The sequence below is a fragment of the Bradyrhizobium sp. SZCCHNR1051 genome (genome assembly GCF_032489615.1).
GTDB lineage: Bacteria > Pseudomonadota > Alphaproteobacteria > Rhizobiales > Xanthobacteraceae > Bradyrhizobium.
Window position 1 is genome coordinate 57,383 of the sequence record NZ_JAUEYJ010000026.1, and the last position, 25,641, is coordinate 83,023.

Sequence of the window (25,641 nt, forward strand, 5' to 3'; positions counted from 1 at the left end):
TGCCATGAGCCGTCTCTCCCGCTTCGCCCTCGCCTGCCTGCTGACCGGTGCCGCCGTTGCAAGCATCGCCGGCCCGCCGGCATCGGCCGAGGACGAGCCGGTGGCGTTGCGCATCCTCGCCATCAACGACTTTCACGGCAATCTGAAGCCGCCCTCCTCCGGCATCCGCGTCGCCGATCCCGCCGATCCAACCAAGACCACCGTCGTTCCTGCCGGCGGCGCCGAGCACATGGCGAGCCTCGTCAAGCTGCTCGCCGACGGCCAGCCCAACACGATCTTCGTCGCCGCCGGCGACCTGATCGGCGCGAGCCCGTTCCTGTCGGCGATGTTCCACGACGAGCCGACCATCGAATCGATGTCGCAGATGGGGCTCGCGCTGTCGGCGGTCGGCAACCACGAGTTCGACGAGGGCAAGGCCGAGCTGTTGCGGATGCAGAACGGCGGCTGCCATCCGACCGATGGCTGCGGCGGGCCGCAGCCGTTCACCGGCGCCAAATTCCATTATCTTGCGGCGTCGACGTTCCTCGCCGGCACCGACAAGACGGTGTTTCCGCCCTATGAGATCCGCACCTTCGAGGACATCCCGGTCGCCTTCATCGGGCTGACGTTGAAAGGGACCGCCGGCATCATCTCGCCGGCGAGCGCGGCCGGCCTCGACTTCCGCAACGAGGCCGAGAGCGTCAACGCGCTGATCCCGGAATTGAAGGCCAAGGGCGTGCAGGCGATCGTCGTGCTGATCCACGAGGGCGGCTGGCCCTCGGGCGGCATGAACGAATGCCCCGGACTGTCCGGACCGATCGTCGACATCGTCAAGGAGCTCGACAGCGCCGTCGACATCGTCATCTCCGGCCATACCCATCAGGCCTATGTCTGCACCATCGACAAGCGGCTCGTCACCTCGGGCGACAAGTTCGGCACGTTGGTGACGGCGATCGACGTCAAGCTCGACCGCACCACGCGCGACGTGATCAGCGCCACCGCGACGAACATCGTCGTCGACACCACCCTGCCGAAGGATCCGGCGCAGACCGCGCTGATCGACGCCTATGAGAAGCTCTCCGCCCCTTACGCCAACCGCCCCGCCGGCGTGCTCGCCGCGACGCTGTCGCGGCTGCCGAACGCCTCCGGCGAGAGCGTGCTCGGCGACGTCATCGCCGATGCCCAGCTCGCAGCGACAGCCGCGGCGGACAAGGGAAGCGCGGTCATCGCGATGACCAATCCCGGCGGCATCCGGACCGATCTCGTTCGCCGCGATGGCGGCGCGGTGACCTATGCCGACGTGTTCGCGAGCCAGCCGTTTCGCAACCAGCTGACGACGGTCACCCTGACCGGCGCCGAGATCAAGGCCGCGCTGGAGCAGCAATGGCTCGACCCGGCGCGGCCGCGCATCCTGCAGGTCTCCAGCGGTTTCTCCTATGCCTTCGATGCGAAACAGTCCGCGGGCGCTCGGATCGACGCCGCCAGCATGATGCTCGACGGCAAGGCCATCGACCTCGCCGCGTCCTACCGGGTCACCATCAACAACTACCTCGCGCTCGGCGGCGACGGCTTCACCGCATTCAAGAGCGGCCGCGATCCGATCACGGGACCCTATGACGACGAGGCGCTGTTCGCCTATCTCAAGTCCAACAGCCCGCTGGCCCCGCCGCCGCGCGGCCGCATCGTCAACAAGGCTTCGTGACGCCTGCCGCGCCCGCCGGAAAGCCGGTCATATCGCCCGCGGGGCTCTTTCCGAGGCTGCGTTCAGCGCATAGATTGGGCACTCCCGCAACGCGCGAGTGGCAGAGCCCTGATGTCGACGCTGTATCTCTCTCATGAAGCCTGCCTCGATCACGCCACGCCGTCCGGCCACCCAGAGCGCGCCGACCGCCTGCGGGCGGTCGAGGAGGCCCTGACCGAGGAGCGCTTCGCCCTGCTCGACCGCGACGAGGCCCCGGAGGCCGATATCGAGCTGGCCCTGCTCTGCCACAACGAGCACTACGTCACCGAGCTGCGCCAGATGGCCCCGACCTCGGGCATCATCTATCTCGACGGCGACACCTCGATGTCGCCGGGCACCTGGGAAGCCGTGATGCGCGGCGTCGGCGGCGCCGTCGCGGCAACCGAATCCGTGATGTCCGGCCGCCACCGCAACGCCTTCGTCGCGGTGCGTCCGCCCGGGCACCATGCCGAGATCGCAAAGCCGATGGGCTTCTGCTTCTTCGACAACGTCGCGATCGCGGCACGCTATGCCCAGCGCACCTTCGGCATCGAGCGCGCCGCCATCGTCGACTTCGACGTCCACCACGGCAACGGAACCCAGGACATCTTCTGGGCCGACAAGAGCGTGATGTACTGCTCGACCCACCAGATGCCGCTGTTCCCGGGCACCGGCGCCCGCGGCGAGCGCGGCGAGCACGACACCATCGTCAACGCGCCGCTGGCCTCCGAGGACGGCAGCCTCGAGTTCCGCTCCGCCTTCGAAAACCTGATCCTGCCGCAGCTCACCAAGTTCAGCCCCGAGCTCGTGATGATCTCGGCCGGCTTCGACGCCCATTACCGCGACCCGTTGGCGTCGCTGAACCTGCGGGCGGAGGATTTCGGCTGGGTCACCCGCAAGCTGATGGATCTCGCCGACAAATCCGCCGGCGGGCGGGTCGTTTCGGTTCTGGAAGGCGGCTATGACCTTCAGGGGCTTAAAGAATCCGTCTCAGCCCACGTTGCGGCCCTGACTGGGGCGTGATCCCCAGGTTCCAGCCGATCCCACCCTCGGCGGGGCCTGACATGGCCGCGACCGGGGTGTAAAAGCACGGCCCCGGAGTTGAGTGAGCTGCAGGGAACCCGCATGGCGGACAACACCTTAACCGACGTCAAGAAGCTGTCGTTCGAGCGCGCGATCGAGGAGCTGGAATCGATCGTGAAGCGGCTCGAGGACGGCAAGGTGCCGCTCGAGGAGTCGGTGGCGATCTATGAGCGCGGCGAAGCACTGAAGCGGCGCTGCGAGGAGCTGCTGCGCCAGGCGGAGGCCCGGGTCGAGAAGATCACGACCGACGCCAGCGGCCATGCGACCGGAACCGTGCCGCTCGACGTGCAATAGCGGCTTGCGGCCGAACGGCCCTCTCCGAGCAACAGTCCGGATTTATTTCGCTGCCGCCGGGCGCGAGTTGACGCGGGCAAAGCGCGCCTCTCAATCGTGCAATTCAGCCGCAGATCGGTGCAACTGCATCGAAGAGCTCGGCCGCGAGGTGGCCCTCGGCGAAGTTTCGGCCGCCGCGTTGGCCACTTGAGACCCAGAGGTGCGTCCTTCGTTTACCATGCGACACGATTTGAATCGGCAGTTCGCCCCTGATCCTGTGATCGTGCCGATCCAGGTCCGCGATCATCCGGCGCAATCATGACGACGTGCTTCGCTCGCAGCTCTTTCGCATCGACTTGACGGCCAACGAAAGGCCGCACGCCGACGACTTCTTCATGATCGTCTACGGACCAATCCCTTACGCGAACGCATGGCTCACGGCGCCGCGGCGTGCGCAATCACCGCATCGGCGGATTTTGCGCCGCGGGAAAAGGCCTGGACCGAGCCGGCTTCCCCGGTCTATTCCGGAGCGCCGGCTGCCGTCGATTTGAGCAGTTGAATGGAACCTCCGGCACGCCGCCGCGGTTGAGAGGTGGCGCAAGGGTACCGTTTGCGGGCTTGCCAACTCCCATCGGGTTGGCTTTAAGACGCACTTTGGTGTAAAGCTTCTCGCAACTGCGGGTTTTTGGAAGTGTTTATCCTCTCTGGAGAGAGGAAACTAAGCGCTTGCAGGAGCTAGCAAAACTGACTTGGCTGAACGACTTGGCGATCTTGGGCGACTAACGAGGACGGCAAGGCCACCAAGAGTGACTTACATCACATAGATCGATCCCAAACCCGGCTAGTCTCCGGACTGCGGCTTCGATCCGCGCGGATGTCACCTTCAAGACTTCAGGTTTCGCCGCCCGTTACGATGAACCTCTCAGATGTCGGCCCTTGAACCCGACCTGCAAAATTGGAATGTCACCGTGACCACATTTAGTAAGACGCCGCTTCTCGACACCATCAAGACTCCGGAAGATCTGCGCCGGCTGAAGGTCGAGCAGGTCCGGCAGGTCGCCGACGAATTGCGCCAGGAGACCATCGACGCGGTCTCGGTAACCGGCGGTCATTTCGGCGCGGGTCTCGGCGTGGTCGAGCTGACCACGGCCATCCACTATGTGTTCGACACGCCGCGCGACCGCCTGATCTGGGACGTCGGCCACCAAGCCTATCCGCACAAGATCCTGACCGGTCGCCGCGACCGTATCCGCACCTTGCGCACCGGCGGCGGCCTCTCCGGGTTCACCAAACGCGCCGAGAGCGACTACGATCCGTTCGGCGCCGCGCACTCGTCGACCTCGATTTCCGCCGGCCTCGGCATGGCGGTTGCGCGCGACCTGTCGGGCGGCAAGAACAACGTGATCGCCGTGATCGGCGACGGCGCGATGTCCGCCGGCATGGCCTATGAGGCCATGAACAATGCCGGCGCGATGAACTCCCGCCTGATCGTGATCCTCAACGACAACGACATGTCGATCGCGCCGCCGGTCGGCGCCATGTCGGCCTATCTGTCGCGCCTGTACTCGGGCAAGACCTACCGGACGCTGCGAGATGCCGCCAAGCAGCTCGGCCAGCATCTGCCCAAGGTGATCGCCAACCGCGCCAGCCGCGTCGAGGAATATTCCCGCGGCTTCATGATGGACGGCGGCACGCTGTTCGAGGAGCTCGGCTTCTACTACGTCGGCCCGATCGACGGCCACAACCTCGACCATCTGCTCCCCGTCCTGAAGAACGTCCGCGACATGGAGACCGGCCCGATCCTGGTCCACGTCGTGACCCAGAAGGGCAAGGGCTACTCGCCCGCGGAAGCGGCGGCCGACAAATATCACGCGGTGGCCAAGTTCGACATCGCCACCGGCACCCAGGCCAAGGCCAAGCCGAACGCGCCGGCCTATCAGAACGTGTTCGGCCAGAGCCTGGTCAAGGAAGCCGAGAAGGACGACAAGATCGTCGGCATCACCGCCGCGATGCCCTCGGGCACCGGCATCGACATCTTCGCCAAGGCGTTCCCGAAGCGCACCTTCGACGTCGGCATCGCCGAGCAGCATGCCGTGACCTTCGCCGCCGGCCTCGCGGCCGAAGGCTACAAGCCGTTCTGCGCGATCTACTCGACCTTCCTGCAGCGCGGCTACGACCAGATCGTGCACGACGTCTGCATCCAGAGCCTGCCGGTCCGCTTCGCGATCGATCGCGCCGGCCTGGTCGGCGCCGACGGCGCGACCCATGCCGGCTCCTTCGACAACGCCTATCTCGGCTGCCTGCCGAACATGGTGATCATGGCGGCCTCCGACGAAGCCGAGCTGGTGCACATGGTGGCGACCCAGGTCGCGATCAACGACCGGCCGAGCTCGGTGCGCTATCCGCGCGGCGAAGGCCGCGGCGTCGAAATGCCCGAGGTTGGCGTTCCGCTGCCGATCGGCAAGGGCCGCATGATCCGCCAGGGCAAGCAGGTCGCCCTGCTCTCCTTCGGCACCCGGCTCGCCGAGTGCGAGAAGGCGGCCGACGAGCTCGCCGCACACGGCCTGTCCGCCTCGATCGCCGATGCGCGCTTCATGAAGCCGCTCGACGAAGAGCTGGTGCTGAAGCTCGCCCGCGAGCACGACATCCTGATCACGATCGAGGAAGGCTCTGTCGGTGGCTTCGGCTCGCACGTAATGCAGTATCTCTCCGATCAGGGCATGCTCGACGGCGGCCTGAAGATGCGCACCATGGTGCTGCCGGACGAGTTCCAGGACCACGACACGCCGGCGGCGATGTACGCCCGCGCCGGGCTGGACGCCAAGGGCATCGTCCGCAAGGTGTTCGAGGCGCTCGGCAAGGATTACACGACCGAGTCGGTCAAGCTCGCCTGAGGCGAGCTTGCGTCCCGCCGTGGTGGTGAGCCATGAAGATCTATCTGGCAGGTCCCGACGTGTTCCTGCCGGATGCCATTGAAATCGGCCGGCGGAAAGTCGCGATCTGCGATCGCCATGGCTTGATCGGCCGCTACCCCCTCGACAACAGCGTTGACCTCGCCTCCTCCGACGCCTCGCGCCAGATCTTCCATGGCAACGAGGCGATGATGGACGACGCCGATGCCATCATCGCCAATCTCACGCCGTTCCGCGGGCCCGGCGCCGATGCCGGCACCGTCTACGAGCTCGGCTACATGGCGGGCCGCGGCAAGCTCTGCCTGGGCTATTGCAACGATCCCGCCGTCTATGCCGACTGCGCCCGCCGCTTCACGACGGTGACGGAGCAGGACGGCCGCCTGGTCGATGCCGAGGGCCTGACGGTCGAGGATTTCGGCCTGCCCGACAACCTGATGATGATCCACGCGCTCGACCTGTACGGTGCCCCGCTGGTCCTCCCGCGCGAGCGGTCGGGGGATGTGTGGCACGACCTGGCGGCGTTCGAGATCTGCGTGAAGCTGGCGGCGGAGCGGCTCCTCGGCAAGACGCCGTAGGGTGGGCAAAGCGGCGCCGTCAGGCGACGCGTGCCCACCGTGGATCCGCGCCCACAATCGAAATGGTGGGCACGGCGCGTCAATTGCGATACGAGCTTGCGGAGCGGCCGGTGCACGCGCCTTTGCCCACCCTACGAACTCACTATAGGAGGCGCGATCTCGCCTCACACCACTGTCGTCCCGGCCTAGTGCGCAATTGCGCACGCGGCGCCGGGACCCGACCACAGGACGTCATGTTGGGCAGACTCGTAGTTGCCATCTCCCTACAAACTAAGTCCTGTGGTTATGGGTCCCGGGTCGGCGCATCAACGCGCGATGCGCGCTGATGCTTGCCCGGGACGACACTGAATTTGGTGTGCGTGCTCAACAACTCATGACGACTGATCAAACTCATGCCCCCTGCCCGCAAACGCGCTGATATCCTGCTCGTCGAACGCGGCCTGTTCGAGAGCCGCGCGCGGGCGCAGGCGGCGATCGAGGCTGGGCTCGTGTTCGCAAACGACAAGCAGGTCGGCAAAGCCTCGGAGAGCATCCCAGTTGATTCCGTGCTGCAGGCGGAGCCGGCGCATCCCTGGGTGTCGCGTGGCGGAGTCAAGCTTGCGGCAGCACTGGAGCATTGCGGCATCGAGGTCGAGGACCATGTCTGCCTCGACGTCGGCGCCTCCACCGGCGGCTTCACCGAGGTGCTGCTGGCCAATGGCGCGGCTGTCGTATTCGCCGTCGATGTCGGCCGCGACCAATTGCATCCCTCGCTGCGCAATCATCCGAAGATCGTGTCGATGGAGCAGACCGACATCCGCAGCTATGACGGCAAGCGCCTGCCGCAGCGCCCCGACATCGTCGTGATCGACTGCAGCTTCATCTCGCTCAAGGCGGTGCTGCCGGTCGCATTGTCGCTCGCGGCCTCGCCGATGAGCCTGCTGGCGCTGATCAAGCCGCAATTCGAGGCGAAGGGCGCACACGGCAAGGGCGGCATCATCAAGGATGCAGCGGTGCACGCCGCCGTCTGCGACGACATCGCCACCTTCGCCGCCTCGCTCGGCTGCAGTGACATCGAGATCTTCCCATCATCGATCAAGGGCGGAGACGGCAACGCCGAGTTCTTCCTGGGAGCACGCCGTCATGGTTGAGCGTCTCGTCATCGACCATGTCGGCCATCGCGGCGACGGCGCCTCGCTGTCATCGGGCGAGGCGCTTTACGTGCCCTATACGCTCGCCGGCGAGACCGTCGAGGCGGCCGTCGTTCCCGGCCATCCCGATCGCCGCAAGCTGCTCGCGGTGGAAATTCCGAGCCCCGAGCGGATCGCGCCGTTCTGTCCGCATTTCGGCGTCTGCGGCGGCTGCGCCATCCAGCACTGGGCGCCCGAGCCCTATCAGCAGTGGAAGCGCAACATCGTCGTCGAGACGCTACGGGCGGCCAAGGTCGATTGCGACGTGGCCGATCTGATCGATGCCCACGGCACCGGCCGACGCCGGGCCACCTTCCACGCCCGGATGGGCACGCACGAGGTTCTCCGCGTCGGATTCTCGGCAGCCAACAGCCACGACATCGTTCCGATCGACCGCTGTCCGATCCTCGACCCCGCGCTGGACGGTGCGCTGGAAGCCGCGTGGGCGCTGGCGGAGGCGCTGAAGCCGACCGGCAAGCCGCTCGACATCCAGGCGACCGCGACAAGCAACGGCCTCGACATCGACATCCGCGGCTCCGGCCCGCTGCCGCCGCCGCGCGTCGCGGCCCTGTCCCGCCTCGCCGAACAGCACCGGCTGGCGCGGCTGACCCGCCATGGCGAGTTGGTGCTGATGCGCAATGCGCCCGTGGTCACGATGGGTACGGCACAGGTGACGCTGCCGCCCGGCTCGTTCCTGCAGGCCACCGTGCAAGGCGAGGAGACGCTGGCGCAATTGGTGCTGGAGCGGATCGGCAAAGCCAAGCACGTCGCCGACCTGTTCTGCGGCGTCGGCCCGTTCGCGCTCCGGCTCGCTACGCGGGCGCGCGTCACCGCCATGGACAATGATGCCGGCTCGGTTGCCGCGCTGCAGAAGGCGGCCGGTACGCCCGGCCTGAAGCCGATCAAGGCCGAAACGCGCGACCTGTTCCGCCGTCCCCTGATGCCGCCGGAATTGCGCGACATCGACGCTGTCGTATTCGACCCACCGCGCCAGGGCGCTCAGGCGCAGGCCAAGCAGCTCGCGGCCAGCAAGGTGCCGGTGATCGTCGCGGTGTCCTGCAACGTGACGACGTTCGCGCGCGATGTGCGCATGCTGATCGACGGCGGCTACAGGCTCGAGACCGTGGTGCCGGTCGACCAATTCCGCCACACGCCGCATGTGGAGCTGGTGGCACGGCTGGTGCGGTGAGCTGATCTCGATGCCTGCACGTCATCGCGAGCGAAGCGGCGAAGCAACGCAGGCATTCTTCTTGGCCCTGGATCCTTCGCTACGCTCGCGATGACGAGGACATGTCTACCTGACCACGCTGACCTTCACCGGCGCGACGCCGGAGTTGACCATGCCGAGCGCCTGCGCGGCTGAGTAGGACACGTCGACCACCCGCCCCTGCACGAACGGTCCGCGATCATTGACGCGCACCACCACGGAGCGGCCGGTCTTGACGTTGGTGACCTGCAGCCGCGTGCCGAACGGCAGGCTGCGATGCGCGGCCGTCAGCTCGGAGGGATTGAAGCGCTCGCCGCTCGCGGTCTTCTGGCCTTCCGAATAGTAGCTGGCGAGACCGGACGCTCCGGAGTGCGCCGGCGGCGGGCTGAGCTCGGCCCGCCGGACGCGCACCACCGACTCCGGCGCCGTCTCCGCACGCTGCACCTGCGGCCGGAATTCGGCTCCGGCTTGCTTCGTCGGCGCCGCCCAGCGCGCCTGCCGGACCGCCGATGATTGCGCGCAGGCTGCGAGCGAAGCCGCCGCCGCACACACCAGCGCTGCCCTGAGAAGTTGGCAAGCGAGCCCTGCACGCGGACCTTGGATGACTGACGAGCGCCTGACGCGCTGCGCGGGATGGGCTGTCCGGTCGATGATACGCATGTTCTGTGCGCCTCCGCCTCAACCCGCTCATGGTCGCGGCCCAATCGCGGCAGCACGGTGGCAAAGGGAAACTTGCGAGAGGTGCAACCTATGGTTTTTGGGAGATTGTGGCTTAATGGCAACAGATCAGCCTGAACGGCGGCCCTGTGGAGTTTTTCCACGCAAGAACTTCATACTGTCATGCTGGGAGAACACGTGAATGCCTGACCCGCTGCTGACCCGCATCGTTGGCGAACTTGCCGATGTCCCGGGACTGCGCGCCATCGCGCTCGGTGGATCACGTGCGCGCGGCACCGCGCAGGCGGGCTCGGACTACGACGTCGGGCTCTACATCGCATCCAGGCACGACCTCGACACCGACGCGCTGCGCGAAGCAGTGCGGCGGCTCGTCGACGACCCGCAAACGGTCGAACTGACGGCGGTCGGCGGCTGGGGACAGTGGGTCGTCGGCGGCGGCTGGCTCAGAATCGACGGGCACAAGGTCGACCTGCTCTATCGCGAGATCGATGCGGTCGGCGGCGTGATCGACGACTGCCGGAAGGGGCGGATCGAGATGCACTACCAGCCAGGCCATCCGCATGGCTTCGTGTCGGCGATCTGGATGGGCGAGGTTGCGCTCTGCCGCCCGCTGCACGATCCCGCGCAACTGCTGGCGGGACTGAAGTCGCGCTGCACGCCCTATCCGCGCCGCCTGCGCGACGCGATTATTGCGCGCTTCCAGTGGGAGATCGCATTCAACATCGATAATGCCGAGTTGGCTGTCGGGCGTGGCGACCATACCCACGTCGCGGGCTGCGCCTATCGCGCCCTCGCCTGCCTTGCGCAGGTGCTGTTTGCGGTCAACGGGCGCTACCTGATCAACGAGAAGGGTGCGCTCAAGGAGGCCGCGACGTTTGGACTGGCGCTCGGCGGTCTCGCGGCGCGCGTGGAGTTCATCTGGCAATCGATCGGCAATGGCGAATTCGGTGCGGCGCTCCGCAGCCTGCGGGAGGTCGAGGCCGAATTGAAACAGGCGTTGGTCCATGCTGCGACGGCCGGCTGAGATCGGCGGCGCCTTACCAATCAAGCCTCCCCGCGCGCTCGTCTGCTCGGCAGCCCGGGCGTGCTGGTCACCGCCCCCAGCGGTCCTGCCAGATCTTCTCGCCGATCGTGCAGGACACGCGCGGCTCCTTGTCGGCATCGTCGGCGACCGGCACGATGCGCGGCGGCGGTGTACGTCCGGCGACCTCCATCAGCAGCTTGGTGCGGATGGCTTCCTTGAATTCGTCGCGGCTCTTGATCGTCACCACGAACGAGCCGTGGCCGCCGGTCACGCAATCCTTGTAGTAGAGATCGAGATTCTCGATATCCATCGTCGAGTAGGACGGCTCCTTGACCATGATCGGCAGGCCGTTGATCGTGATGCCCTTGTCGACGGCCTCGTCGCGCGCGATCGTCACCGGTGAGGGACCATTGTTGTTGGGCCCGTCGCCGGAGATGTCGATGACGCGGCGCAGCCCGCGATAGGGATTCTCATCGAACAGCGGCATGGCAAAGTAGATCGCGCCGGAGATCGAGGTGCGCGACGCGCGGCGGATCGGCGTCTTCATGATCTCGGCGGCGACGGCGTCGGCACTTTCCGGTCCGTCGATCAGGCGCCATGGAATGATGATCTTCTGGTCGCTCGAGGCCGCCCATTCGAAATAGGTCACGGCGATGCGGCCGTGCACGCCGCTCTTCAGCGCCTGCAGGAACTCGCGCGAGCTGAGCGCCTGGGCGTAGCCTTCGCGCTGGATCGCCAGCTCGTCCAGATCCATCGAGTAGGACACATCGACGGCGAGGATCAGCTCGACGTCGACGGACGCTTCCTTCTCACTCAGTTGCTGCGCCGGCTGGGCCCTCGGCGCTGCCACGACGGTGGCGACGTCGCCGCCCGCCAAGGCGCCTGCCAGACACGCCACCCCGATCGAGATCCACCAGCGCATGAGCTGCCCTCCAATCGCGTCTGATGATGGTGACATGCAATCCGCAGAGCGCAAAGCGGGAACGCACACATCCATTCACATTCCGGTTAGTCCCCTGGGGTTTGCCCGGATGTCAGGCAGCTGCGTGCGCCCATCGCGCAAGGCATGCAGCCCGTGGTTTCCCGGAGCGGCCGAAGCTTGTATCGTGGCTCGACTGCCGCATCAGGAACACAGGCGCGCCCTTAGAATGAACGATGCCGTCACCAAGCCCAAGACGAAGGTACGCACCAAGACCGAGCGTCCGCGGCTCTACAAGGTGATCCTCGTCAACGACGATTTCACGCCGCGCGATTTCGTGGTGATGATCCTGAAGGCGGAATTCCGCATGACCGAGGACCAGGCCTACAAGGTCATGATCACGGCCCATAAGCTCGGCGTCTGCGTGGTGGCCGTGTTCACCAAGGACGTCGCCGAGACCAAGGCGACGCGCGCGACCGATGCCGGCCGCGCCAAGGGATACCCGCTGCTGTTCACTACCGAGCCGGAGACCTGAGCCGGCGGCGAACTAATTCCCTTCCTCACGCAGCCCATACACACGTTGTGCGGTCGCGAGGCCAGCGATCGGAAATTCACCGAGATCGGTCCAGAGATCGGTCAGCGGCTCGGGACAGGCGCCGGCAAAGGCCTCGGACGCGACCACCGTCCGCTGCAGCCGCGCGGCCATCTTCTCCAACCGTGCGGCGAGATTGACGGCCGGGCCGATGCAGGTGAAGTCGAGCCGGTTGCCGCCGCCGATATTGCCATAGAGCAACCGTCCGACATGCAGGGCGACGCCGAAGCGAAAGCGCTCGACCCGGCCGCCAACCGCATATTCCAGCGCATCGACACTGGCGCGCGAGGTCCGCGCCGCCGAGAGCACGCGCCCGCAGACCGCGCTCGGATCACCGTCCTGCTCGGGAATCGGAAACACCGCGAGCAGCCCGTCGCCCATGAACTTCAACACTTCGCCGCCCTGCTCCCGGATCGCGGCGACCTGGCAGTCGAAGTAGTTGTTGAGGATCTCGACCACGTCTTCGGCCGGCAGCCGGTCCGACAACGGCGTGAAGCCGCGCAGGTCCGACAGCCAGATCGCCGCATCCATCGTATCGGTATGGCCGCGGCGGATCTGGCCGCCGAGAATGCGCTCGCCGGCGCTGTTGCCGACATAGGTGTCCAGCAGCATCGAGGCAGTCCGGCGCAGCGTGACGATCTCGGTGTAGCGTGCCAGGGCCGGCATCAGCGACCGGATTGCGTTCACGTGCTGCTCGCTGAAGCCACGGGGATCCCTCGTGGTCCAGCTCGAGGCATGGATCGCCCGATCGACGAAGGTCAAGGGCAGCGCGAGATAGTCGGTCGCCCCCTCGGCGCGCACATCCATCAGGATCGGAAAGCGCTCGGCCTCCGAGCCGCGAGGATCAGCCCTGAATTCCGCCCCGCTCTCGAACACGAGCGCGAGCGGGCTGCTCCTGTAAATCGGGCGGCTCTCAAAGCCGAAATCAACGGTGGAGGTCTCGACCTCCGCTCCCGGCCGCCAGATGAAGCTGCGGCCCGCAATGTCCGGATGCAGGGTGCGGACGAACACGCCGACGCGCCACAACGGCACACCGAGCCCGACCAGCCGCTCGCAGCATTCGGACATCATCTGGCCCGGCGTCGCTGCGGAACGCGCACCGTCGACCAGCCAGTCCTTGATCTCCTGCAGCTTGAGGATGTCCATGGGACGACATTAAGCGAGCGGCATGACAACAGCAAACAGCCGCGGCGGCCGCGTGCCTCTACCCCACCTGGCCGCGATGGCGCAGCAGGTGATCGGCCAACACGCAGGCCATCATCGCCTCGCCGACCGGAACCGCGCGGATGCCGACGCACGGGTCGTGCCGGCCCTTGGTCAGGATCTCGGTCTCCTGGCCTGAGCGGTCGACGGTCTGGCGCGGGGTGAGGATCGACGAGGTCGGCTTGACCGCGAAGCGCAGCACGATCGGCTGTCCAGTCGCGATGCCGCCGAGAATGCCGCCGGCATTGTTGGAGAGAAAGCGCGTGCCGTCATTGGCCGAGCGCATCTCGTCGGCATTCTCCTCGCCGGTCAGCTCGGCGGCGCCGAAGCCGGCGCCGATCTCGACGCCCTTCACGGCATTGATGCTCATCATCGCCGCGGCGAGTTCGGCATCGAGCTTGCCGTAGAGCGGCGCGCCAAGTCCCGCCGGCACGCCCTCGGCGACGATCTCGAGCACGGCGCCGATCGACGAGCCGGACTTCCTGATGCCGTCGAGATAGTCCTCGAAGAACGCCGCCTTGTCCTTGTCGGGGCAGAAGAAGGGATTGCGCGCGACCTCGTCCCAGTCCCAGTTGCCGCGGTCGATCTTGTGCGGGCCCATCTGCACCAGCGCGCCGCGCACCTTCACGTCCGGCAGGACCTTGCGCGCGACGGCGCCGGCCGCAACGCGCGTCGCGGTCTCGCGCGCCGAGGAGCGGCCGCCGCCGCGATAGTCGCGCAGGCCATACTTGGCCTCGTAGGTGAAGTCGGCGTGACCCGGACGAAACTTGTCCTTGATCTCGGAATAGTCCTTGGAGCGCTGGTCGGTGTTCTCGATCAGGAGCGCAATCGGCGTGCCGGTGGTGACCTGCGCTCCCGTGTCGGGATCGGCCATCACGCCGGACAGGATCTTCACTTGGTCCGGCTCCTGGCGCTGGGTGGTGAAGCGCGACTGGCCGGGACGGCGGCGGTCGAGATCACGCTGGATCTCCTCGGCCGTCAGCGGAATGCGTGGCGGACAGCCGTCGACGACGCAGCCGATGGCAACGCCATGGCTCTCGCCGAAGGTGGTGACGCGGAACATGTGGCCGAAGGTGTTGAAGGACATGAGCTGATCACCCAATCGGAAAAACCGTCATTCCGGGATGGTCCGAAGGACCAGACCCGGACTCTCGAGATTCCGGGTTCGCCTCTGCGAGGCGCCCCGGAATGACGGGGATAACTAACTGTACTTCTCGAACCCGTTCTCGCCGAACACATAGACCGCGCCCTGCTGGATCGGCAGGTCGACGGCGCCGTGCGGCGTCTCGAAGCCCAGCGCGACCATCAGCGCCCGCGCCGTGCCGCCATGGGCGACCGCCACGATATCGCCAGACAGCCCATCGTACCAGTCGCGCACGCGGCGCTCGACGTCGGCATAGGTCTCGCCGCCCTCGGGCGCCAGCGACCATTTGTCGGTCAGCCGCCTGGCATAGAAGGCGGGGTCTGCCGCCTGCATTTCCGGCAGCGTCGCCCCTTCCCATTTGCCGTAGCCGATCTCGCGCAGCCGGGCATCGAGCGCATAGCCCTCGGCCGGCAGCCTCAGGGTCTCACGCACCAGCTCCATGGTCGCGCGGGCGCGGCTGAGCGGACTCGCGACGTAAGGCAGGCCCGCCGCATCATGGCCGTTGCGCGCAACGATCTCGGCCAGGATGTTGCCGGCCTGGACCGCCTGCACCTGCCCGAGCGCGTTCAGCGGAATGTCCTGCGTGCCTTGCAGCCGGCCGAGCGCATTCCATTCCGTCTCGCCGTGGCGGATGTAGTAGATCGTGGGCCGTGGCATTGCGCGTTGACGCTATTCCTTGAACGCTATTCTTTGGCGCCGACGGAATTGCTGAGCGAGATGTCGGGCGCCTCGGGCCGCTTCATGCCGACGACGTGATAGCCGGAATCGACGTGATGCACCTCGCCGGTGACGCCGCGCGACAGGTCGGACAAGAGATACAGCGCGCTGTCGCCGACCTCGTCGATGGTCACGGTCCGGCGCAGCGGCGCGTTGTACTCGTTCCACTTCAGGATATAGCGGAAGTCGCCAATGCCCGAGGCGGCCAGCGTCTTGATCGGTCCTGCCGAGATCGCGTTGACGCGGATGTTCTTCTCGCCGAGATCGGCGGCGAGATAGCGCACGCTGGCCTCCAGCGCGGCCTTGGCGACGCCCATCACGTTGTAGTGCGGCATCCATTTCTCGGCGCCGTAATAGGTCAGTGTGATGATCGAGCCGCCGTCGGTCATCAGCTTCTCGGCGCGCTGCGCGATCGCGGTCAGCGAGTAGCAGCTGATCAGCATGCTCTTGGAGAAATTGTCCTGCGTGGTCTCGATGTAGCGCCCGTCGAGCTGGTCCTTGTCGGAGAAGGCGATGGCGTGGACGACGAAATCGATCTTGCCCCACCTCTCCTTCAGCACGTCGAACACGGCGTCGATGGTGGCGGGATCGGTGACGTCGCAATGGCCGAGCACGAGGCCGCCGAGCTCGGCCGCCAGCGGCTCGACCCGCTTCTTCAGCGCGTCGCCCTGGTAGGTCAGCGCGATCTCCGCGCCCGCCGCACGCGCCGCCTTGGCAATGCCCCAGGCGATCGAGCGGTTGTTGGCCACGCCGAGAACGACCCCGCGCTTGCCCTGCATCAAACCTGAAATCTGCGCCATGCGGCTTCCCATCGAACTGATTATTAAGGACTGGACGTACACCACCGGTCTGGCCCGGTACAGCCCCATTCCGCCCGCTCTGTGGCAAACTCCCCGCAGGGCTTGCGGCCCGGAATAGGCGCGTCATCGCGGTGTTATGATCTTTGCAAGGCACAGGCTGCGGCCTGCGCCCTTGTCATCGCAGCGAACAGCCGCAGGGCATTCCATGAACGCGTTCCGCCAGAGCGTCGAGGCCATGATTCCGGCACTGCGCCGTTATGCCCGGGCGCTGGCGCGCGACATGGACGCGGCCGACGAGTTGGTCCAGGACACGCTGGTGCGGGCGCTGCGCTCGGAACGGCTGTTCCTGGGCGGCGACATCAGGAGTTGGCTGTACACGATCCTGACCAATCTGAACAAGAACCGCCGGCGTTCACTGGCGCGGCGGCCCCACTTCATGCCGCTTCAGGACGACAATCCCGACGCCAGCGGCACCGAGGCCGAGGGCCGGGACATCGAGCGCGCACTGGCGACCCTGGTGGACGAGCAGCGCGCAGCGCTTCTCCTCGTCGTGCTCGAAGGCATGAGCTACCGCGAGGTCGCCGACATCCAGGGTGTCCCGATCGGCACCGTGATGTCCCGCCTCGCCCGCGCCCGCGCCCATGTCCGTGCCGTGCTCGAGGGCGAGCGGCCGGCGCTGCGGAGGGTGAAATGACCACTGCACAAAAGCCGCCCTGCCATGTTCGGCTGCTCAAGCCTGCAGCGACCGCGCATCGCCGCAGCCGCTCGATTGCCATGAGATCCCGATGATGACCGACCCGACCATTCCCGTCACCGAAGACGAGCTGCACGCCTATGTCGACAACGAGCTGCCGGCCGAGCGCCGCAGCGACGTCGAGCGCTGGCTGGCCGAGCATCCGGCGGACGCCGAGCGGGTGCAATCCTGGCGCAGCATGGCCGAGGCGCTTCACGCCCGCTACGATTCGATCGTCAACGAGCCGGTGCCGCCGCGGCTCGACCTCGACGGTCTGGACCGCCAGCCGCGGCGCTGGGTCATCGGTGCGATAGCGGCAAGCGTGGCGGCCTTCGCGGTCGGCGGCGCGGTCGGCTGGGTCGCGCGTGGCGCCGCGTCCTCGCCGTCGCCGCTGCAGGCCCTCGCCGGCGAGGCGCTCGATGCGCACCGGCTCTACGTCGTGGAGGTGCGCCATCCGGTCGAGGTCCCCGGCGACGAGAAGGCCCATCTGCAGCAATGGCTGACGCGGCGCTGTGGTCGCACCGTGCAGGCGCCGGAGCTGGAAACCACAGGACTGAAGCTCGTCGGTGGCCGGCTGCTGCCGGGACCGACCGGCCCGGCCTCCTTCCTGATGTATGAGAGCACCTCCGGCGAGCGCTTCACGGTGTATGCGACCAAGGTCGGGATCGAGGCGGCCGAGATGCGCTATACGGCGCAGGGCACCACCGCTGCGCTGTCCTGGGCGGAGCGCGGCGTCAGCTACGTCGTCAGCGGCAGCAGCGACCGGACGCGTCTCACCCAGGTTGCGCGCCTTGTTTATGATCAGTCCGAACGGACGGGCGGCTAGCGGCGAGACGCCGGAGATCGTGGCCCCCACGAGTACCGTTACAATTCCCGATACGATCTGAAGGGCTTGCTCGCAGGCTGCAGGAGATGAGCGAGGGGAAGCGGTGCCTGCGTCCTCCCGCGCAGGGGGACACGCCAAGGTCGGCGCCGCAATTCGGTCACCGGAAATCTGGAATCCGGCCACCGGCACGTCTCAATATAGCGCCAAATGTTCACGAAAAAATGAGGAGTGTTCGATCCGCCGATCGACACGGAAGCGGCCTCGATTGGGGTTTTGTACCGCGCTGGTCCCCCTTTCGAGGCCGCACTTTTTTCTCAGCTTTCCAGCTCGCACTTCAACTTCTAGCCGATATACATGCGAAATGCAACCTCAGGAGATGTTGCTGCGCGGATTGTAGGTATGGCGATCGCGCCACTTGGTCATCAGCGCCTCGAGCTCGGCGTCGTTGCCGTCGGGCAGCACGATCCGGGTGGTGACGAACAGATCGCCGGCCGAGCCATCGCTCTTGGGCAAGCCCTTGCCCTTGAGCCGGAAGGTCCGGCCGCTGGACGTGTTCTTCGGGATCGATAGCTCGACCGCGCTGCCGAGCGTCGGCGCCCTCACCTTGGCGCCCAGGACCGCCTCGTAAAGCGTGATCGGCAGATCGAGCCTGAGGTCGCTGCCCTCGACCTTGAAGAACGGATGCGGCGCGATCTGGATGGTGATCAGGAGATCACCCGGCCGGTGTCCGGGCGCGCTCTCGCCCTGCCCCTTCAGCCTAATCTGCTGGCCGGCGGTGACGCCGGCGGGGACCTTGACGTTGAGCTCCTTGCCCGACGGCAGCCGCACGCGCTTCTCGCCGCCCTTGACGGACTCCTCGAGCGAGACCGACATCGCAACCTTCAGATCGAGGTCGAGGCCGACACCGCCGGCGTCGAACTCGAACGGGCTGCCGCCGCCGCGCGCGCCGCGCTGGGCGCCGCCGAACATGCTGTTCAGAATGTCCTCGAAACCGCCGCCGCCGAAGCCGCCGCCCGGCCCGCCGCCACTGCGGAAGGTATAGTTCTCGAAGCCGCCCCCTGGACCGCCGCGCCCGGCGCCGCCACCAGGAAAGCCCTGGAAGCGCGGCTTGCCGTCAGCGTCGATCTCGCCGCGATCGAACTGCTTGCGCTTCTCCTCGTCGCCCAGGATCTCGTTGGCAGAACTGATCTCGGCAAACCTTGCCGATGCCTTCGGATCATCCTTGTTGCTGTCGGGATGGTGCTTCTTGGCGAGCTTGCGATAGGCGCTCTTGATGGCCGCAGCGCTGGCGCTTCGCGGCACCCCCAAGACCTCATAGGGGTCGCGCATCCGTCACGTCTCCTTACAGAAAGTCAGATACTAACCTATGGGCTCCCCGCCCGCTTTGCATTTCATCTGGGGAGTCCGTTGTATTTTTGCAACGGGTTTCAGACGATCCCAGCTAGCTTTGCTGCCAGGGCTTGAGCGTCTGGATGTCCCAGCGCCCCCGCTCGATCCGGCACGCCGACCCCTGCAGCCAGCGCTCGGTCTTGCCGTTGACGTAGCTCGCCAGGAAATCCCGGCAGGTACGGCCGTTGTCCGCGGTGTAGGACTTGGCGATCGGCGTCACCGAGCCGCGGGCGCCGGTCTGCGGATTCTGCCAGGGCTGGCTGGAATCCTTGGTCCCCTTGGTCAGCACGTCCGACGCAGCGTTGCGGGCAAAAGCGAGATCGGCTTCGGTCGGCTCGCGCTCGGGCGGCGGGCTGATCGCGCCGGTGACCTCCGCATCGTCCATCTTGGCAAAGGCCGTTTCAGGGTGCGACAGGCTGCAGCCGCTGCCGGACAAGCCGATTAGAATGAGTGTCAAAGCGGTGCCGGCATGACCGATCGCGGATAGGCCAAGCCGGACCGATGCCCTATATAGGGCCGGACCAGAATGGACTTGCACGCGCCTGGCCGCGGGTGAACGCAAAACTCGGACTCCCCATACACATGACCGACCCCACGAGCATCAAACACCAGACAACCTTAACATCCGGTACATCGGCCGATTTTACCCAGGCCGGCGAGCCGTTTGCGCTGTTTGCGGCGTGGTTTGCCGAAGCCGGCAAGAGCGAGCCCAACGATCCAAATGCGATGGCGCTGGCAACGGTCGACGACAGTGGGCTGCCTGACGTGCGCATGGTGCTGATGAAGGGCTATGACGCGGACGGCTTCGTCTTCTACAGCCACAAGGCCAGCCAGAAGGGCCGAGAGCTCGCCGCCAATCCGAAGGCCGCGCTGCTGTTTCACTGGAAGTCGCTGCGCCGCCAGGTCCGCATCCGCGGCCTCGTGACGCCGGTGACCGACGAAGAGGCCGACGCCTATTTCGCGACCCGGCCGAAGCAGGCGCAGCTCGGCGCCTGGGCCAGCAAGCAGTCGCAGCCGCTGGAAAGCCGCTTCGCGTTCGAGCAGGCGATCGCCAAGGTCGCCGCGCAATACATCATCGGCGACGTGCCGCGCCCGCCAGGATGGAGCGGCTGGCGCATCACGCCCGTCAGCATGGAGTTCTGGCACGACCGGCCATTCCGCCTGCACGACCGCATCGAATTCCGGCGCGAGGCTTCGGGCCAGCCCTGGACCAAAGTGCGGATGTATCCGTAGGGGGATCGCCGCGCGCGCTTGCGCCCGGCCTCTAGGCGTCCGACGCGCCAACGAAACGCCATCGCGCGCGTGAATCAGGCGCCGAACACACAACCATTGTGGTAAGTTGATCCGTCCGGGATCGTGAAAGACGCAATTCATGCCGACCTCTTCCAACCAGCCACGGCGCACGATGCTGCTGACCGGCGCCAGCCGCGGCATCGGCCATGCCACCGTGATCCGCTTCTCCTCTGCCGGCTGGCGCGTCCTCACCTGCTCACGGCACCCCTTTCCCGAAGAATGCCCGTGGGGCGCCGGCCCCGAGGACCATGTCCAGGTCGACCTGTCCGATCCCGAGGACACCGTGCGCGCGATCGCCGAGATCAAACAGCGGATCGACGGCGGCGAGCTGCACGCGCTGGTCAACAACGCCGCGATCTCGCCGAAGGGCGCCGGCGGCGCCCGGCTCGGCACCGTCGACACCGACCTCGACACCTGGAATCACGTCTTCCGCGTCAACTTCTTTGCGCCGATCATGATGGCGCGCGGCCTGATCAAGGAGCTGAAGGCGGCCAGGGGCTCCGTCGTCAACGTCACCTCGATCGCGGGCTCGCGCGTGCATCCCTTTGCCGGCGCGGCCTACGCGACCTCCAAGGCGGCGCTGGCCGCCTTGACCCGCGAGATGGCGTCGGATTTCGGCCGGGTCGGCGTCCGCGTCAACTCGATCGCCCCCGGCGAGATCGACACCTCGATCCTGTCGCCGGGCACCGAGAAGATCGTCCAGGAGCAGATCCCGATGCAGCGCCTCGGCACCCCCGACGAGGTTGCCAAGATCATCTATGTGCTGTGCTCGGAGACCAGCTCCTACGTGAACGGCGCCGAGATCCACATCAACGGCGGTCAGCACGTCTGAGGCAATCGACGCAGAGACGCTTGCCCGTCTTCGATTTGGTTCATAGCGGCGATTTGGTTCATAGCAGCTTGCCACGTTCGGCAAGTTCCGGATGACCGGACGAAGGCGCGATTAACGCCATCTCCGAAGATCGCTACGGAACCTACCGACCACCACAAACAAGACAGCGCTCCCGGAGGGAACGCTGTTCATGGGATGGGATCGGCGCACCGAATTTCCGATCATTGGCAGCGCGGGCGGCATTGCCTGAATACCGCCCAGTCGAGAACGGTCGTTCAGCCTTCGCACACCAAACCGCGCAGAATCTGCGCGGCGCGCCAGCGCAGGCGGTCGGACTCGACGTTGAGAGCGCTGGAGCAATCATCATCGCGCTCGTCGTCCTCGAGTTCGGCGCCGCAGTAGCGGCAGGTACGCGGCGACAACGCCACGACAATGTCGGCGCGGCTGCGCTGATAGCTGGCAAGATCGATCACGTTGTTCGATGCCATTATGCGTTTCTCAACCATTGCCGCCGCCTCTTGGATAAGGCGCGATGAACGCGCCCTCGAGCTCTGCCTTGCATGCCACGCGCCGAGGCGCTCGTTGTTTGTCATGCTGGTGCAGATTTATCGCAGAGAAGTTTCGATCAAACGTTCAGCGTTCCCATCAAATTTTACCTGAGGAATTGGGGCGGCTTTGCAGCGGCATTGCAGCCGGCCTAACAAGTATTTCCTATTATGTGTTGCATCTCACCGCTTGTGTCACCTTAAGTGCATAGCGACGGACAGCATGACGATCGATCAATGACATGTCTACGCCGCTGCTAACAACAGGGCGCGAATGAGGCATCGCCTGGAATGACGGCACAATGCCGCAGGCCTCGCGCAGATTCGTCCCTCTCGCGTAGAGCCTGGATTTTCAGGCCAGCGGCACTACAGCCACTTCTTCAATTTGAAGATGTAGTACGGCACGATCGCACAGATCAGCATCAGCACCAGCGCCATCGGATAGCCGTGCACCCATTCGAGCTCCGGCATCATCTTGAAGTTCATGCCGTAGATCGATGCGATCAAGGTCGGCGGCATCAGCACCACCGCCATCACCGAGAACAGCTTGATGATGTTGTTCTGCTCGAGGTTGACGACGCCTAACATCGCATCCAGCACGAAGGTGATCTTGCTCGCGAGGTAGGACGCGTGGTCGGTCAGCGAAGCGACGTCGCGCTGCATGGTCTTGAGCTGCTCACGCATGTCCTTCGACCACTTCACGCCTTCGACCACCGCAGACAGGAAGGTGACGAGGCGGCCGATCGACACCAGGCTCTCACGTACCTTCGAGGTCAGGTCGCCCTTGCGGCCGATCGCGATCAGGATCTGCGAATATTGCTTGGCATGGCCGTGACGCTCATTGTTAGGCTCGAAGATCTCGTGGCTGACCTGGTCGATATCAGCCCCGACCTTCTCGAGAATGTCGGCGCAGCGGTCGATTACCGCATCGAGCAACTCCATCAGCACCATCTCGCCGGTGATCCCGGGCGCACAGTTGCGGGCGAGCTTGGCCTCCACCACGGCGAACGGGCGCGGCTGGTCGTAGCGCACCGTCACGAGACGGTGGCCAGCCAGGATGAAGGTGACGGCCGTGGTCCTGGGCATATCGGAATCCGAGTGACACATCAGCGTGGCCGTCATGTAACGGGCTCCGTTCTCGATGTAGAGACGGCTGGAGATCTCGATCTCCTGCATGTCCTCGCGGGTCGGTACCGCAATCCCGGCCAGCTTTTCGACGGCCCGATCCTCGGCATTGCTCGGGTTGACCAGGTCGACCCACACCGCATTCTCGGGCAGAGCCGCGGGATCGGTGACCGCCATCTTCTTCAGCGCGGCTTCCGACGGGACGAACACCGAGAACATGGACAAACTCCGAATCGCGAAACGTGAATTTCGGGGACTTAGCGGTGGGATGCTGCTGCCTTGTGACGCAGCCTGCGGGCCCGGTCCATGGGCTTTTCTCGCCAATGCCCCGCAGCCGCTCGCGCAACGCCCAGCGGAGCATGAGCGTGCCATTCGGAGCACAGCTGTGGATGACTGCCCGCAACTTTGCGGCAGAAAAGCAACAATCGCGGCGCTGCAGCGTGACCTATGCGTGTAGCGGCTGGAATTGAGAACGATTTTGACGATAATGGGACATGTGGAATCGCGCTGCAGTGGCGCGGCCGTGTCATTGCAACGTCAGCTGTCGATTGGAATTGGTGACATGTCGCTGAAGGTGAAACTCGGACTCCTGGCCGCCGGCCTGATGCTGTCGGGCTGCATGCAGGCCACGACGTACGAGGCGACCAACACCCAGGCCTTCAAGCCGAAGGACAAGGAGCTTCTCGCGAAGATCCGCTACACCAACACGCCGGTGGCCGAGCCCTATCGGCGCGCAATCGTCGACTATCACCGCAAGGAAGCCCCGGGCTCCATCGTGGTCGATTCCGACAGCCACTACCTCTATTACGTGCTCGATGGCGGCAAGGCGATTCGCTACGGCATCACCGTCGGCGAAGAGGCCATGGCGTGGTCGGGCATCGCCAAGGTCGGGGCCATGACCGAATGGCCGGCCTGGCATCCGACCAAGAGCGAGATCGAGCGCCTGGGCGTCCCGACCTTCGTGGCGGCCGGTCCGGACAATCCGATGGGCTCGCGCGCGATGTACCTCTATGCCAACGGCAAGGACACGCTGTTCCGCATCCACGGCACCAACCAGCCGGAATATATCGGCGCCTCGATCTCCTCGGGCTGCATCCGCCTGACCAACGAGGATGCGATCGATCTCTATAACCGGGTGAAGGTCGGCACCATCGTCGTGGTGCTGGATCCGAAGAAGGGTGATTCGCCCTACAAGCCGCAGATGGCGCTGCAGGGCGGCGGCACCTACGCTGCGATGCAGTAAGCATCGCCTGCGGCGGACGAAATTCAAAAGCCGAGAAACGCGTTTAGCATCCTTCTTTGAGAGCGCCGGGCAACCGGCGCTCTTTTGTTTTGGGCGCTAGAGCGCGATGCCTCTTGGTTGAATCGACTTAACCGCAGGCTCGCTTCACCTCTCCCGCTTGCGGGGGAGGTCGGCGCGAAGCGCCGGGTGGGGGCTCTCTCCGCTCGGGCAGCCTCAATCGCGGCAACACCCCCACCCCAGCCCTCCCCCGCAAGCGGGAGAGGGAGCGCACCTTCGTTCGCAGCTAGCAACCAGACCTCATCTCATCACGCGCTAGAACAATCCACGGAACGGATCCCAGCTTCGGCGACTGTGATGGCGCTTCCGCGACGCCGGCTTCGAGGGCAAGGCTCGCTCCCCATTCTGGCTCGTCTGCGCGCGCTGGTCGCGCCCGGCTGCATCGCGGGTTTTGTCCGACACTGCGGATGGACCGCCTGCCGGCGGCTTGGCGGTCGAGGATCGCGCCTCTGGCGCAGCGGCTTCGACCTTTTGCTGCTCGGGCGCCGGCTTTGACGCCGTGCGCCGATTGCGGGCCGAATCAGCTGGTTTTTGCGCGGGAGAGCGCTCTTCCACGGCGGACCGTTCGGTCCCCTCGTCAGCTGACGGAGCGGTGCCGTCCGCTGCGGTAGACGTTCCGGCCTCCATCTCCGCCGAGACGCCGCGACTGGTGCCGTTGCGCTCGGCCGGGGTGCTCGCGGTCTTCCTGGAGCGTTCAGTGCCGGCCTGTTCGGTCTCGCGCGGCGGCGCATCGTCAGGCCGGGCGGCCGGCATCAAGGGCGCGACCTTCGGCAGCGGGTCGAGCACGTCCCATTGGCAGATCCGGTAGTTGTTCCGCCGCTCCATCAGGTCGAGATGGATGTGATCCTCGTGGTACCAGTCGGAGTCGGGGCCGAGCACGGTGGAGAAATGGGTGCACACCGCGTGCAGCACCGCCTCGCGCAAATCGCGCGGCTGGGTGCGGTCGGTGAGATCGATCATGCGGCCGTCGGCCAGCCTGAAGCCGTGGACGTCCAGCGCATTGGCACGGCCGTGCTCCGAAAGCTGCGCGCCGCTGACATTGTTGCGGCCGCGGCACTGATATGAATCGAAATTGTCGAGCGCGGTGACCGCGCTGCCGAGCCGTTCGGCCAGCGGCGCCACATCGTCGCGCACCCAATTGACGACCGCAGTCGCCATCGGACAACGCATGGTCGCCGCGGGCGTCAGCGCCACCCTGCGCTTGTCAGGCAGCACCACCGCCTCCAGCCGCACCAGATCCTCGCCGCCGCAGCCGCCAGGACCCTTGATCGGCGGAATCGACGGCGCGATCGCGACCTCTTCGGTCAGGGCCAGCCTGCAAGCCGAAGGCGGCGGCGGGGCTTTGGCATCCACCTTTGGACCGGTGCTGGCCTCGTCGCGCAGAGCGGCATCCTCGCCCTTGGCCGCCTCCCGCGCCGGCGCGTCGGCCGGCCGCGGCTGCGGAAGCGGCACCTTGGCAACGCCATCGGCCAGCTTCGCAGCGGGCTCAGAGGCCGCGGGCGGGCTGCGGTGCGCTGATTTCGCGGCCGCCGCCGGCGCCGCCATGAGCCAGCTCAATGCGATCGCCACGGCCACAGCGCTAACCATCACGCCCGGCGCGACG

At 66.0% G+C, this 25,641-nt stretch carries 24 protein-coding genes and 1 pseudogene; 14 read left to right on the forward strand and 11 right to left on the reverse strand.

The features are described 5' to 3' along the window. Positions 1 to 4 precede the first annotated feature (4 nt). The 7 genes from QW868_RS28120 (at position 5) to QW868_RS28150 (ending at position 8,900) form a co-directional block, all read left to right on the forward strand. Complete coding sequence (locus QW868_RS28120; RefSeq protein WP_316232043.1) at positions 5 to 1,681, forward strand: bifunctional metallophosphatase/5'-nucleotidase; 1,677 nt, start codon at positions 5 to 7, stop codon at positions 1,679 to 1,681. A 111-nt stretch (positions 1,682 to 1,792) separates the two neighbouring features. After that, positions 1,793 to 2,722: a histone deacetylase family protein gene (locus tag QW868_RS28125; protein WP_315740876.1), complete on the forward strand. Its 930-nt coding sequence runs from the start codon at positions 1,793 to 1,795 to the stop codon at positions 2,720 to 2,722. 102 nt (positions 2,723 to 2,824) lie between these two features. Then, positions 2,825 to 3,076: an exodeoxyribonuclease VII small subunit gene (locus tag QW868_RS28130; protein ID WP_316232044.1), complete on the forward strand. Its 252-nt coding sequence runs from the start codon at positions 2,825 to 2,827 to the stop codon at positions 3,074 to 3,076. A gap of 947 nt (positions 3,077 to 4,023) precedes the next feature. Continuing rightward, the gene (dxs, locus tag QW868_RS28135; protein ID WP_315740878.1) at positions 4,024 to 5,949 is read left to right on the forward strand and encodes a 1-deoxy-D-xylulose-5-phosphate synthase; all 1,926 of its coding nucleotides are present in this window, start codon (positions 4,024 to 4,026) and stop codon (positions 5,947 to 5,949) included. 32 nt (positions 5,950 to 5,981) lie between these two features. Continuing rightward, complete coding sequence (locus QW868_RS28140) at positions 5,982 to 6,542, forward strand: nucleoside 2-deoxyribosyltransferase (protein ID WP_315740879.1); 561 nt, start codon at positions 5,982 to 5,984, stop codon at positions 6,540 to 6,542. A 392-nt stretch (positions 6,543 to 6,934) separates the two neighbouring features. Continuing rightward, complete coding sequence (locus QW868_RS28145; RefSeq protein ID WP_315796904.1) at positions 6,935 to 7,672, forward strand: TlyA family RNA methyltransferase; 738 nt, start codon at positions 6,935 to 6,937, stop codon at positions 7,670 to 7,672. Continuing rightward, a complete protein-coding gene (locus QW868_RS28150) occupies positions 7,665 to 8,900 on the forward strand; it encodes a class I SAM-dependent RNA methyltransferase (RefSeq protein WP_316232045.1) in 1,236 nt (411 codons plus the stop codon). Before QW868_RS28145 ends, QW868_RS28150 begins: the two co-directional genes overlap by 8 nt. 105 nt (positions 8,901 to 9,005) lie before the next feature. Here the strand turns inward: QW868_RS28150 and QW868_RS28155 are convergent, their stop codons facing one another. Then, the gene (locus QW868_RS28155; protein WP_315740882.1) at positions 9,006 to 9,578 is read right to left on the reverse strand and encodes a septal ring lytic transglycosylase RlpA family protein; all 573 of its coding nucleotides are present in this window, start codon (positions 9,576 to 9,578) and stop codon (positions 9,006 to 9,008) included. A 199-nt stretch (positions 9,579 to 9,777) separates the two neighbouring features. On the opposite strand from QW868_RS28155, the gene QW868_RS28160 reads away from it, so the two are divergent. After that, positions 9,778 to 10,620 (forward strand): nucleotidyltransferase domain-containing protein, encoded by an 843-nt coding sequence (locus QW868_RS28160; RefSeq protein ID WP_316232046.1) that lies wholly within the window; start codon positions 9,778 to 9,780, stop codon positions 10,618 to 10,620. Positions 10,621 to 10,687: 67 nt separating this feature from the next. Here QW868_RS28160 and QW868_RS28165 read toward each other — a convergent pair whose 3' ends face one another. After that, on the reverse strand, positions 10,688 to 11,542 hold the full coding sequence (locus tag QW868_RS28165; protein WP_315772915.1) for a DUF1194 domain-containing protein: 855 nt from the start codon (positions 11,540 to 11,542) through the stop codon (positions 10,688 to 10,690). A gap of 226 nt (positions 11,543 to 11,768) precedes the next feature. Between QW868_RS28165 and clpS the strand changes: the two genes are divergently transcribed. Beyond that, on the forward strand, positions 11,769 to 12,074 hold the full coding sequence (gene clpS / locus QW868_RS28170; protein ID WP_035654766.1) for an ATP-dependent Clp protease adapter ClpS: 306 nt from the start codon (positions 11,769 to 11,771) through the stop codon (positions 12,072 to 12,074). A gap of 12 nt (positions 12,075 to 12,086) precedes the next feature. Here clpS and QW868_RS28175 read toward each other — a convergent pair whose 3' ends face one another. The 4 genes from QW868_RS28175 to fabI all read right to left on the reverse strand — a co-directional run bounded on the left by QW868_RS28175 (position 12,087) and on the right by fabI (position 15,995). Continuing rightward, complete coding sequence (locus QW868_RS28175) at positions 12,087 to 13,277, reverse strand: adenylate/guanylate cyclase domain-containing protein (RefSeq protein WP_315772911.1); 1,191 nt, start codon at positions 13,275 to 13,277, stop codon at positions 12,087 to 12,089. Positions 13,278 to 13,335: 58 nt separating this feature from the next. Next, positions 13,336 to 14,421, reverse strand: a complete 1,086-nt coding sequence (gene aroC, locus QW868_RS28180; RefSeq protein ID WP_315740888.1) for a chorismate synthase — start codon at positions 14,419 to 14,421, stop codon at positions 13,336 to 13,338. A 114-nt stretch (positions 14,422 to 14,535) separates the two neighbouring features. Next, positions 14,536 to 15,135, reverse strand: a complete 600-nt coding sequence (locus tag QW868_RS28185) for a histidine phosphatase family protein (RefSeq protein ID WP_315758041.1) — start codon at positions 15,133 to 15,135, stop codon at positions 14,536 to 14,538. Positions 15,136 to 15,161: 26 nt separating this feature from the next. Then, entirely contained in the window at positions 15,162 to 15,995 is an 834-nt protein-coding gene (gene fabI, locus QW868_RS28190) for an enoyl-ACP reductase FabI (protein WP_316232047.1), read from the reverse strand. Between the two features lie 205 nt (positions 15,996 to 16,200). Here fabI and QW868_RS28195 point away from each other — a divergent pair, with 205 nt between their 5' ends. Next, on the forward strand, positions 16,201 to 16,689 hold the full coding sequence (locus tag QW868_RS28195) for a sigma-70 family RNA polymerase sigma factor (protein ID WP_316232048.1): 489 nt from the start codon (positions 16,201 to 16,203) through the stop codon (positions 16,687 to 16,689). A gap of 91 nt (positions 16,690 to 16,780) precedes the next feature. Beyond that, a complete protein-coding gene (locus QW868_RS28200) occupies positions 16,781 to 17,554 on the forward strand; it encodes an anti-sigma factor (protein WP_316162899.1) in 774 nt (257 codons plus the stop codon). Between the two features lie 369 nt (positions 17,555 to 17,923). Here QW868_RS28200 and QW868_RS28205 read toward each other — a convergent pair whose 3' ends face one another. Then, the gene (locus QW868_RS28205; protein WP_316232049.1) at positions 17,924 to 18,883 is read right to left on the reverse strand and encodes a DnaJ C-terminal domain-containing protein; all 960 of its coding nucleotides are present in this window, start codon (positions 18,881 to 18,883) and stop codon (positions 17,924 to 17,926) included. Positions 18,884 to 18,995: 112 nt separating this feature from the next. Further along, complete coding sequence (locus tag QW868_RS28210; protein ID WP_315740894.1) at positions 18,996 to 19,400, reverse strand: RT0821/Lpp0805 family surface protein; 405 nt, start codon at positions 19,398 to 19,400, stop codon at positions 18,996 to 18,998. A 125-nt stretch (positions 19,401 to 19,525) separates the two neighbouring features. Here QW868_RS28210 and pdxH point away from each other — a divergent pair, with 125 nt between their 5' ends. Beyond that, complete coding sequence (pdxH, locus tag QW868_RS28215) at positions 19,526 to 20,176, forward strand: pyridoxamine 5'-phosphate oxidase (RefSeq protein WP_315740895.1); 651 nt, start codon at positions 19,526 to 19,528, stop codon at positions 20,174 to 20,176. A 139-nt stretch (positions 20,177 to 20,315) separates the two neighbouring features. Continuing rightward, complete coding sequence (locus tag QW868_RS28220; protein ID WP_315758045.1) at positions 20,316 to 21,068, forward strand: SDR family oxidoreductase; 753 nt, start codon at positions 20,316 to 20,318, stop codon at positions 21,066 to 21,068. 275 nt (positions 21,069 to 21,343) lie between these two features. On the opposite strand, the gene QW868_RS28225 is transcribed toward QW868_RS28220, so the two are convergent. Together QW868_RS28225 and QW868_RS28230 are read right to left on the reverse strand one after the other, a co-directional pair. Beyond that, a complete protein-coding gene (locus tag QW868_RS28225; protein WP_409998085.1) occupies positions 21,344 to 21,556 on the reverse strand; it encodes a hypothetical protein in 213 nt (70 codons plus the stop codon). 423 nt (positions 21,557 to 21,979) lie between these two features. Next, the gene (locus tag QW868_RS28230; protein WP_315782504.1) at positions 21,980 to 22,957 is read right to left on the reverse strand and encodes a magnesium transporter CorA family protein; all 978 of its coding nucleotides are present in this window, start codon (positions 22,955 to 22,957) and stop codon (positions 21,980 to 21,982) included. 343 nt (positions 22,958 to 23,300) lie between these two features. Between QW868_RS28230 and QW868_RS28235 the strand changes: the two genes are divergently transcribed. Then, positions 23,301 to 23,981 (forward strand): L,D-transpeptidase, encoded by a 681-nt coding sequence (locus tag QW868_RS28235; RefSeq protein WP_315740898.1) that lies wholly within the window; start codon positions 23,301 to 23,303, stop codon positions 23,979 to 23,981. A 579-nt stretch (positions 23,982 to 24,560) separates the two neighbouring features. Here the strand turns inward: QW868_RS28235 and QW868_RS28240 are convergent. Further along, a pseudogene (locus QW868_RS28240) lies at positions 24,561 to 25,625 on the reverse strand (extensin family protein); the annotation flags it as partial. Between the last annotated feature and the right edge of the window lie 16 nt (positions 25,626 to 25,641).